This is a genomic window from Micromonospora trifolii (assembly GCF_022229005.1).
GTDB classification, from domain to species: domain Bacteria; phylum Actinomycetota; class Actinomycetes; order Mycobacteriales; family Micromonosporaceae; genus Micromonospora; species Micromonospora trifolii.
The window spans coordinates 22,908-32,915 of the sequence record NZ_JAKKFD010000057.1; the positions used below are offsets into that span (position 1 = coordinate 22,908).

Genomic DNA, 10,008 nt, shown 5'->3' on the forward strand with positions numbered 1-10,008 from the left:
GACGACCCGGCCGTTGATCGACTCGGCTTCGAGGAAACCGGGCGGTTGGAGCGACCAGGACACCCCGACTTCCAGGAACCCGGGTCGACCAACGCACCGACCCGAGCGGGCCTGACGGCCGGGACGACCCGGCCGACCCGGGCGGAGCTGGCGGCGGCTGCGGACCGGACCATTCCCGACGTGCTCGCGCCGGGGCTGGCGGTGCTCTTCGTCGGCATCAACCCGGGCCTGTGGTCGGCCGCGACCGGCTGGCACTTCGCCCGGCCGGGCAACCGGTTCTGGCCCGCGCTGCACCGGGGCGGGTTCACAGCTCGGCTGCTGCACCCCAGCGAACAGGACGAGCTGCCCGCGCTCGGGCTCGGCATCACCAACATGGCCGCCCGGGCCAGCGCCCGCGCGGACGAGCTGAGCGCCGAGGAACTCCTCGACGGCGCGGTGATCCTGACCGACAAGGTGGCCCGGTACCGGCCGCGCTGGGTGGCGGTGGTGGGGGTGACCGCGTACCGGATCGGTTTTCAGCGGCCGAAAGCCACCTTCGGGCCGCAGCCGGAGTTGCTGGCCGGGGCTCGGCTGTGGGTGCTGCCCAACCCGAGCGGCCTGAACGCGCACTTCACACCGGTCACCCTGGGCCTGGCCTTCGCCGAGCTGCGCGCGGCGACCGAGCCGCCGACCCCTTGATCGACTCGGTTTCAAGGAAGTCGGGCGGTCAACGCGACTCGGACACCCCGGCTTTCAGGAACCCGAGTCGATCAAAGCGGCGCGGACGTCAGTTGGCGGCGGCGGGCGGCAGCACCTCGTCGGCGCGGTAGGTGCCCAGCGGCATGACCACCGGCTCGGGACCGGTCGCGTCGACGAACGGGGTGGGCGAGTCGGCGACCGCGAACTGGGTCCGGTACAGCTCGGCGTAGAGCCCGCCGACAGCTACCAACTCCTCGTGCCGCCCCCGCTCGACGATCCGCCCACCGTCCAGGACCAGGATCTGGTCGGCGTCGCGCACCGTGGAGAGCCGGTGCGCGATCACCAGCGCGGTACGCCCGGCCAGCGCCACGGACAGCGCCCGCTGCACCGCCGCCTCGCTCTCCGAGTCCAGGTGTGCGGTCGCCTCGTCGAGGATCACGATCGACGGGGCCTTGAGCAGCAGCCGCGCGATCGCGATGCGCTGCTTTTCACCGCCGGAGAACCGGTAGCCGCGCTCCCCCACAGTGGTGTCCAGACCGTCGGGCAGCGCCCGGACCAGATCGGCCACCTGCGCCCCGGCCAGCGCCGCCCAGATCTCGTCGTCGGTGGCGTCCGGCTTGGCGTAGCGAAGATTCTCGGCGATCGTCTCGTGGAACAGGTGCGAATCCTGGGTGACCACACCGATCTCGTCCCGCAGGGAGGCCAGCGTCGCGTCGCGCACGTCCACCCCGCCGACGAGCACCTGCCCGTCGCTGACATCGTAGATCCGGGAGATGAGCATCGACAGTGTCGACTTGCCCGCCCCGGACGGGCCGACCAGCGCGACCATCTGCCCCGGCTCGACGCTGAACGAGACCCCCTTGAGCACCGGCTCGTTGACGGTCCGGTCGAGCGTGGCGACCTCCTCCAGGGAGGCGAGGGAGATCTCGGCGGCGCTCGGGTAGCGGAAACGCACGTCGCGGAAGTCGACCCGACCGGCGCCCACTGGCACCGCCACCGCGTCGGGCTTCTCCACGATGCCCGGCTTGAGGTCGAGCACCTCGAAGACCCGGTCGAAGGAGACCAGCGCGCTCATCACGTCCACCCGGACGTTGGAGAGCGCGGTGAGCGGCCCGTACAGGCGGGTGAGCAGCAGCGCGAGTGTCACCACGGTGCCGGCGCTGACGCCGCCGGTCACCGCGAGCCAGCCGCCGAGACCGTAGGTCAGCGCCTGTGCCAGTGAGGCGACCAGCAGCATCGCCACGAAGAACGTGCGGGAGTACATCGCGGACTGGATGCCGATGTCCCGGACCCGCTCGGCCCGGTCGCCGAACCGGCGGGCCTCGATCTCGGGCTGACCGAAGAGCTTCACCAGCAGCGCGCCGGCCACCCCGAACCGCTCGGTCATTGTCGCGTTCATCTTGGCGTCGAGGTTGTACGCCTCGCGGGTGATGTCCGCCAACCGCCGACCGACCCGACGCGCCGGAATGATGAAGATCGGCAGCAGCACCAGTGAGAGCGCGGTGATCTGCCAGGAGAGGGTGAACATCACCGCCGCGGTGAGCACCAGCTGGATGACGTTGCTGACCACACCGGACAGGGTGGAGGTGAACGCCCGCTGGGCGCCGAGCACGTCGTTGTTGAGCCTGCTGACGAGCGCGCCGGTCTGGGTACGGGTGAAGAACTGCAACGGCATCCGCTGCACGTGGTCGTAGACCCGGGTGCGCAGGTTGAAGATGATGCCCTCGCCGATGCGGGCGGAATACCACCGTTGGGCCAGCGACAGCAGCGCGTCGGCGACCGCCAGCGCGGCGATGAACAGGGCCAGCCGCACCACGAGCCGGCCGGCCTCGGTGCCGCCCCGGTTGATCGCGTTGATCACGTCACCGGCGAGCACCGGGGTGGCCACGCCGATGATGGCGGCCAACACCACGGTGGCCAGGAAGACGATGATGTCGCGCCGGTAGGGGTGGGCGAAAGCGACGATGCGGCGGGCCACCCCACGCTTGAGCCGGTGGGTGGAGACCTCGTCGCGGTTGCGCATCGACCGGAGCATGCTCCACCCGGCCATGCCACCGCCGGACATCGGGTTGGACATCGCTCACCTCCGGGTTGCCGGGCGGACCGCACCGTCAGGTCAATTCTCCCGACGAGTGTGACAACCTCGGTCGTAACCCGGATCTTCCCGTGCGGTCCTTACCTATTCTCCCCTGCCGGCGAGGTCACGCAGCCGACGGGTCTGTGCCTCCCGCTCGGCGCGCTGCTGGTCGGCGTGCGACCGCCCGCCGGCGCCGGCGAGCAACGCCTTGATCTCCACCACCGCGTCGCGTGCCCCGGAGAGCAGGCCGGCGGTCAGATCCCGCACCGCGTCGTCCAGCTCGGCCGGGGGCACGACAAGGGTGGCCAGCCCGATCCGGTCCGCCTCGGCGGCGTCCAACCGGCGGCCGGTCGCACAGATCTCCAACGCCCGCGAATATCCGACCAACTCGACGAGGCGTTTCGTGCCGGCCAGGTCGGGCACCAGGCCGAGGGTCACCTCGGCCATCGACAGCTTCGCGTCCGCGGACAGCACTCGCAGGTCACAGGCGAGCGCGAGCTGGAAGCCGGCACCGATCGCGTGGCCCTGTACGGCCGCGACGGAGACGACATCCGGCCGGTGCAGCCAGGTGAAACCGGCCTGGAACTCCGCGATGCGCTCGGCGCACTCCTGCTCGGGCAGCGTGGCCAGCTCGGCGAAGGACCCCGGGCCCGAGGCGCCCGCCACGGCGAGATCGAGGCCGGCCGAGAACGCGCGACCCTCGCCACGGACCACCACCACCCGCACGTCGCCGGGCAGGTCGCGGGAGAAGTCGCTCATCGCCTGCCACATGGCGGGCGTCTGGGCATTGAGCACGTCGGGCCGGCACAACGTCACCGTGGCGACCGGCCCGTCGCAAGTCAGCCGAACCCCGGTCGCCTCGGCGGTCACCGGACGTCCCGGGGCGCGGCGCTGGTGGACGACGCTGAGTGGCGGGTCACGCCTTCTTGCGGCGCCGGGCACCGCCGCGCTGACGCAGCTGCACCCCGGACTCGGTGAGCACTCGGTGGATGAACCCGTAGGAACGGCCGGTTGAGGCCGCCAACGCGCGGATGCTCTCCCCCGAGGTGTACCGCTTTACCAGGTCCTTGGCGAGCGTCTGACGCTCGGCTCCGACGATCCGGCGACCCTTCTCAGTGCTGGTGGCTGTGCCAGTGGCTGCCATGCTGTGTCCTCACGTCCCAGACTGTGCGGTTCGGATACGGTCCCACCTATTAGACCGCCTCGAACGATCATGCGCCAGATATCAACTCTTCGCCAACCGACACGCTATGCAATGTCAGCTTCCCGATAGAGTGATCCTGGCGATCCGGCCCGCCGCGGCGTCCGGGCGTACCACAGCTGGAAGCTGGCGGCTGCCGACGGCCCGTAGCCTTCGGTCGTGATCGACCTGTTGAGCACCGCCGGCGCGGCGGCCGTGGTCTTCGTCGCCACCGACATCGACGACATCGTCATCCTGACGCTGTTCTTCGTCGCGGCCCGCACCACCGGCCAACCCCGCACCTGGGACATTGTCGCCGGACAATACCTCGGCATCGGCGCGCTCGCGTTGGCCAGCGCGGTGATCGCGGGTGGACTCCTGGTGGTGCCCGACCCGTGGACGGGGCTGCTCGGCCTGCTGCCGATCACGCTCGGCGTACGCGCGCTACGCAGTTCGGGCGACGACGAGGCGCCGGCGGTCGTCACCGGGGCGCTCGGCGTGGCCGGGGTGACGATCGCGAACGGCGCCGACAACGTCGCGGTCTACGTACCCGTCTTCCGCGCCCTCGGCGTGGCCGACAGCGCGGTGTTCCTGCTGGTCTTCGTGCTGCTGATCGCGCTCTGGTGCGCGGCCGGGGCCTGGCTGGGCGGGCACCGGAGGGTGGTCCGGCTGGTCGAGCGCGCCGGCGCCTGGCTGGTGCCGACGATCTTCATCGCCATCGGGCTGGTGATCCTGGTCAACTCCGGTGTGCTCGGCAGACTGGCCGACCTGCTCGGCTGAGAAGCCGGCCGAGCAGCCTCGGTCAGGCCAGCTCGACCAGTTCGAGCAGGTCGTCGCTCCAGGCGTCCTCGTCGCCGTCGGGCAGCAGGATGGCCCGGTCCGGCTTGAGCGCCAGCACCGCACCCGGGTCGTGAGTGACCAGCACGATCGCGCCCGGGTAGTTGGCGATGGCGTCGAGCACCTGCTCCCGGCTGACCGGGTCGAGGTTGTTCGTCGGCTCGTCGAGCAGCAGCACGTTGGCGCCGGAACAGACCAGAGTGGACAGGGCCAGTCGGGTCTTCTCGCCGCCGGAGAGCACCCCGGCCGGCTTGTTCACGTCGTCACCGGAGAAGAGGAACGCGCCAAGGATCTTGCGCAGGTCGGTGTCGGACTGCTCGACGGCGGCGGCGCGCATGTTCTCCAGCACCGTCCGCTCCACGTCCAGCGTCTCGTGCTCCTGGGCGTAGTAGCCCAGGCGCAGGCCGTGCCCCGCATGCACCTCGCCGGTGTCCGGGTTGAGCAGCCCGCCGAGCATCCGCAGCAGGGTCGTCTTGCCGGCGCCGTTGAGCCCGAGGATGGCCACCCGGGAGCCCCGGTCCACCGCCACGTTGACGTCGGTGAAGATCTCCAGCGAGCCGTACGACTTGGAGAGGCCGGTCGCCGTGAGCGGGGTCTTGCCGCACGGCGCGGGGTTGGGGAAGCGCACCTTGGCCACCCGGTCGGAGACCCGCACCTCCTCCAGGCCGGAGATCAGCTTCTCGGCACGACGGGCCATGTTCTGCGCGGCCACGGTCTTGGTGGCCTTGGCCCGCATCTTGTCGGCCTGCGCCATCAGCGCGCCGGCCTTCTTCTCCGCGTTGGCCCGCTCCCGACGGCGGCGTCGCTCGTCGGTCTCGCGCGCCTCCAGGTACGCCTTCCAACCCAGGTTGTACACGTCGATGACCGACCGGGTGGCGTCGAGGAACCAGACCTTGTTGACCACCGACTCCAGCAGCGCGCCGTCGTGGGAGATCACGATGAGGCCGCCCTTGTGGTTGGCGAGGAAGCCCCGCAACCAGGTGATCGAGTCGGCGTCGAGGTGGTTGGTGGGCTCGTCGAGCAGCAGGATGCCGCCGCCGTTCTCACCCGCGTCGCGGAACAGGATCCGGGCCAGCTCGATGCGGCGACGCTGACCACCGGAGAGGGTGCCGATGGTCTGCGCGAGCGCCCGGTCCGGTAGGCCGAGGTTGGCGCAGATCCGCGCGGCCTCAGCCTCGGCCGCGTACCCGCCGAGGGCGGCGAACTGGTCCTCCAGCGCGCCGTAGCGACGGACCAGCTTGTCGCTGGCGTCCTCGGCGAGGCGAGCCTCGATCTCCTGCATCTGCGACATCAGCACGTCTAGCCCGCGCGCGGAAAGCACCCGGTCGCGGCCGGTGACCTCCAGGTCACCCGTGCGCGGGTCCTGCGGCAGGTAGCCGATGGCGCTGCGCTGGTCGATCTGGCCGCCGTACGGCTGCCCCTCGCCGGCGAGCACCTTCAGAGTGGTGGTCTTGCCGGCGCCGTTGCGACCGACCAGGCCGATCCGATCACCGGGCTGCACGCGCAGGGTGGTGTCGGACAGCAGGATCCGGGAACCGGCACGCAGTTCCAGGCCGGTGACAGTGATCATGTTTGCGGGCTCGCTCTCGGGGTTCGGAAGGCTGACTCGGGGCACGCGAAACGGCCGGCGGGCTCAAAGGGCCCGACGGCGCGGGGCGGTTCAGCCTTCGCAGCGCAGCACCTGACAAGTGTACCGGGCGCCGCTGGACGGCCCGCCCGGATTACCAATCAAGATCATCGGGTACCGGAACGCCTGTCCGGACCCCGTCCGGCACTCGATGGACGAAACGACACACAAAGACACTCACCGGCATACGGCGATCGGGGTCACCATGGAACTCAACGAGCGGGCCGAAATCGACACCTCCCAGGTCAACGACGTGGGCCGCGGTGGCGGATCCGGCGGCGGCTTCGGCATCCCGATCCCCGGCGGCGGCGGTCGAGGCGGCATCATCGGCATCGTGGTGGCGGTGCTCGTCGCGCTGCTCGGCGGCGGCTTCGGCCTCAACGCCATGACCAACGGTGACGAGGGCGGCGGGCAGGCCGGCGGCACCGACCTGGAGCAGTTGTGCTCCCGCGACAACCCCGACCGTCTCGACGACGCGCGCTGCCGCAACGCGCTCTACGTCAACAGCATCCAGGCCTACTGGCAGAAGGCATACCCGGAGCTGGGCAACGGCAAGTACGAGGCGACCACCACGAACTTCTTCCAGGCCGCCGTGAACACCGGCTGCGGGCAGGCCGACTCGGGCGTCGGCCCGTTCTACTGTCCGGCCGACCGCAAGGTGTACATCGATCTGAGCTTCTACGACGAGCTGGCCTCCCGGTTCGGCGCCAAGGGCGAATTCGCCCAGCCCTACGTGCTCGCCCACGAGTACGGCCACCACATCCAGAACCTGCTCGGCACCAACGCGAAGGCCGGCCAGGGCGACCAGAGCGGTCCCCAATCCGCCTCCGTGCGGCTGGAGTTGCAGGCCGACTGCTACGCCGGCGCCTGGGCCAAGCACGCCACCGAGAGCAAGGACAAGACCGGCCAGGAGCCGCTGTTCACGTCCATCACCCAGACCGACATCAGCGAGGCAGTGCAGGCCGCCGAGGCGATCGGCGACGACAGCATCCAGGAGCGCTCCGGCGGGCGGGTCAACCCCGACCAGTTCACCCACGGCACGTCCGAGCAGCGCAAGCGCTGGTTCACCCAGGGCTACGACCGCGGCGATCCGAAGACCTGCGACACCTTCGGCACCGACCAGCTCTGACCTCGCCCCGAGATCGTGGCAGGTCCTTCGGGGCCTGCCACGATCGTCGTTCCTGCCGCAGCTCCCGGGTCAGGTCAGTCGCGAGACCTGGTAGTGGCCGATGAGCCAGTCATCGCCGACCCGCCGCAGGAGCACGCCGAGGTTGACGGTCAGGGCCGGCCGGTCGGTGAAGCCGAACTCCACCTCCAGGTAGCCGAGGACCACGTCATCGGCCAGACGGCGGACCTCCCGGATGTCGTACGCGGCGGTCAGGCCGAGCGGCTGTCCGGCGTAGTACGCGGCGACGCCGCCACGACCGACCGTGTACGGCTGCAACCCCTGGAAGATCGCGTCGTCGGTGAAGCACGCCGCGACCCGATCGGGCTCGTGGGCGTCGACAGCCGACCTCCACCGGTCGAGGACGGTACGCAGAATCTCCGCGTCGGACATGATGATCTCCCTGCTGACGGACGTGTCCCATGGCGTGCCTGTCGAGCCGGTGTGCCCCCGCAGGCTCAGCGAGGTGGCTGCCCCGGGTCGTTCGGGTGCGGCGTCAACGGCGTCACGGTCTCGCGCCGCCAGGCGCGCAGCGGCATCGACGCGAGCACCGCTTCCAGCTCACCGGCGTCGTCGGCCTGGAACAGCCCCCACGTACGCCACTCCCCCGGCGCCAACGGCGGCCGCCACAGCCGCAGAAGGCTGCCCTGGGCGGTCAGCTCGGCCGAACGCGCCGCCTCCCGCGCGCGCATGTCGGCGACGCCGTCCTCCGACGTTCCCCGCGGCACCGTCGTCACCATGTCAACCAGAAACTCCACGCGCCCATCCTCCGGCGGCCGGCCGGGCAGCACGCCGCGAACCCCGTTTTGGGTGGCGATCGTCTCCCCTCCCTCACCGCCAGCGAAGGCCGAAATCAGTCCGGGTCGCGCACCAGGATCCGTACCGCCCGGGCCGCACCCACCGCCGCGACCAGCACCGCGTGCCGGGGCTCCGGCACGTCGAGCAGCCGCTCCGCCCGCAACGGCACGAGCGGGGCCAACCGCCGGTCGGCCAGCACCCCTTCCACCGCCCGTCGGTCACCGCCGCAGACCAGGGCGGCGAGCGTCGCCGCCTCCGGCAACAGCAGCCGTACGGCCAGGTCCGCCGCGTCACCCAGCGCAGCCTTCGCCTGGTTGTCACGCCGGCGGGCGAACCGGTGCTGCGACCATCCCCCCGCAGCGGTACGCCCCTGCACGTACCGGGTGTCCACCTTGGAGACGACGAGGTCGGCGCCCTCGGCCACCCCGAGCGCCACCGCGCCCTTGCGGGCCAGCAGCAGGCCGATCCGGCGGGGCAGGACGGCGGAGGCCACGAACCCGGCCACATCCACGCCGGCCGGCGCACCCGGCGGGGAGTACAGCTCGGCGGTTGCCCCGTCCGGGGCGGCGAGCAGCAGGCCGTACTCCTGGGCGCTGGTGGTGGGCGGGCCGTGCCGGTCGGCGAAGCCCTGGACCCAGCGACCGACGCGGGCCGGGTCGACCTCGACCCACCGGCCTCCGCCGGCTGCGGGTCGACTGGTCATCGCCCGACCGTACGGCACAGCGGACCCACCCAGGGCCCCCGGGCGACCCGTGGGCCCCGCTGGGACACACCAGGCGGCACCGCCGGTCCGGCGCGGTCGGGCCCCGGCCGGGCGGCTGAGCCGTCGGATGGTTGCCGCGACCGTTCAGTCTGGCAGCAACGCGGCCACCGCCAGCGCGGCGATGAGCGCGCTGGAGACCAGGCCGGTGACCAGCCGGCCCCGCGGCCCGGTCAGCGCCCGGCCGACCACAGTGCCACCGCCGGCGATGACCAGTTGCCAGCTCGCCGACGCCAGGAACACCCCGGCCACGAACAACGCCGCCGGGACCATGCCCGAGTCGGCGGTGTCCCGGCGGCCGAGCACCAGCGCGGTGAAGTAGAGCACCGTCATCGGGTTCAGCAGGGTCAATCCGAGCAGCGCCGCGTAGGCCCGCCCCGGAGTGCTCATGCCCCCACCGTCGCGTGCCGTCGGCGGCCGCCGCGAGCGGTGCGCGGACCACGTCCGCCACAGACCGTGCCCGGCGAGACCCAGCAGGACCACTGCGGCGACCACCCGCAGTGGCCCGGCGACCGGCGCGATGCTCCCGGCCAGGCCGGCACCGCCGAGCACCGCCACCACCGCGTAGAGCCCGTCGGCCGTCGCCACCGCGAGCGCTGCGGCCGCACCCACCCGAAAGGAGGTACGGGCGCTGAGCCCCAGGATGAGAATCGCTATCGCGCCGACCGGAATGGCGACGCCGTAGCCGGCCACGAGACCGGCCAAAAACGCGCCGCTCACGAGGGCGGGCGCGGAATCGAGGCGGACCGGGGCACGGTGCGCTGTCGACGCGCGGCAGTGGCCGCACGGACAGGAACCTGCTTCGGGTACGCCTCAATCACACGCGCATCCTCCGCGCCGAACCCGCACCCCCGCCACCGAATTTCCCCGCGCCCCGCGCCCCGCG

The 10,008-nt window shown here is 71.5% G+C and carries 11 protein-coding genes; 3 read left to right on the top strand and 8 right to left on the bottom strand.

Going from position 1 to position 10,008, the window contains the following annotated elements; all coding sequences use genetic code 11:
• Positions 1-111: 111 nt before the first annotated feature.
• Positions 112-678 (top strand): G/U mismatch-specific DNA glycosylase, encoded by a 567-nt coding sequence (mug, locus tag NIE79_RS29675; RefSeq protein WP_238681722.1) that lies wholly within the window; start codon positions 112-114, stop codon positions 676-678.
• Between the two features lie 88 nt (positions 679-766).
• On the opposite strand, the gene NIE79_RS29680 is transcribed toward mug, so the two are convergent.
• The 3 genes from NIE79_RS29680 to NIE79_RS29690 form a co-directional block, all read right to left on the bottom strand.
• Entirely contained in the window at positions 767-2,743 is a 1,977-nt protein-coding gene (locus tag NIE79_RS29680; protein WP_238681723.1) for an ABC transporter ATP-binding protein, read from the bottom strand.
• 114 nt (positions 2,744-2,857) lie between these two features.
• Positions 2,858-3,625 carry an enoyl-CoA hydratase/isomerase family protein gene (locus NIE79_RS29685; protein WP_112588650.1) on the bottom strand — a complete coding sequence of 256 codons (768 nt, stop codon included), beginning with the start codon at positions 3,623-3,625 and terminating at the stop codon, positions 2,858-2,860.
• Between the two features lie 46 nt (positions 3,626-3,671).
• Positions 3,672-3,899: a helix-turn-helix domain-containing protein gene (locus NIE79_RS29690; RefSeq protein ID WP_007462679.1), complete on the bottom strand. Its 228-nt coding sequence runs from the start codon at positions 3,897-3,899 to the stop codon at positions 3,672-3,674.
• A 216-nt stretch (positions 3,900-4,115) separates the two neighbouring features.
• On the opposite strand from NIE79_RS29690, the gene NIE79_RS29695 reads away from it, so the two are divergent.
• Entirely contained in the window at positions 4,116-4,715 is a 600-nt protein-coding gene (locus NIE79_RS29695; RefSeq protein ID WP_238681713.1) for a cadmium resistance transporter, read from the top strand.
• 22 nt (positions 4,716-4,737) lie between these two features.
• On the opposite strand, the gene NIE79_RS29700 is transcribed toward NIE79_RS29695, so the two are convergent.
• Positions 4,738-6,342 (bottom strand): ABC-F family ATP-binding cassette domain-containing protein, encoded by a 1,605-nt coding sequence (locus NIE79_RS29700; RefSeq protein ID WP_238681714.1) that lies wholly within the window; start codon positions 6,340-6,342, stop codon positions 4,738-4,740.
• A 262-nt stretch (positions 6,343-6,604) separates the two neighbouring features.
• On the opposite strand from NIE79_RS29700, the gene ypfJ reads away from it, so the two are divergent.
• Positions 6,605-7,528, top strand: coding sequence for a KPN_02809 family neutral zinc metallopeptidase (gene ypfJ / locus NIE79_RS29705; protein ID WP_238681715.1), 924 nt, complete (start codon positions 6,605-6,607; stop codon positions 7,526-7,528).
• A gap of 69 nt (positions 7,529-7,597) precedes the next feature.
• On the opposite strand, the gene NIE79_RS29710 is transcribed toward ypfJ, so the two are convergent.
• The 4 genes from NIE79_RS29710 to NIE79_RS29725 all read right to left on the bottom strand — a co-directional run bounded on the left by NIE79_RS29710 (position 7,598) and on the right by NIE79_RS29725 (position 9,842).
• Positions 7,598-7,957, bottom strand: coding sequence for a YybH family protein (locus NIE79_RS29710; RefSeq protein WP_238681716.1), 360 nt, complete (start codon positions 7,955-7,957; stop codon positions 7,598-7,600).
• A 65-nt stretch (positions 7,958-8,022) separates the two neighbouring features.
• Positions 8,023-8,322 (bottom strand): muconolactone Delta-isomerase family protein, encoded by a 300-nt coding sequence (locus NIE79_RS29715; protein WP_238681717.1) that lies wholly within the window; start codon positions 8,320-8,322, stop codon positions 8,023-8,025.
• Between the two features lie 95 nt (positions 8,323-8,417).
• Positions 8,418-9,065, bottom strand: coding sequence for an acVLRF1 family peptidyl-tRNA hydrolase (locus tag NIE79_RS29720; protein ID WP_238681718.1), 648 nt, complete (start codon positions 9,063-9,065; stop codon positions 8,418-8,420).
• Between the two features lie 144 nt (positions 9,066-9,209).
• Entirely contained in the window at positions 9,210-9,842 is a 633-nt protein-coding gene (locus tag NIE79_RS29725; RefSeq protein ID WP_238681719.1) for a LysE family transporter, read from the bottom strand.
• Between the last annotated feature and the right edge of the window lie 166 nt (positions 9,843-10,008).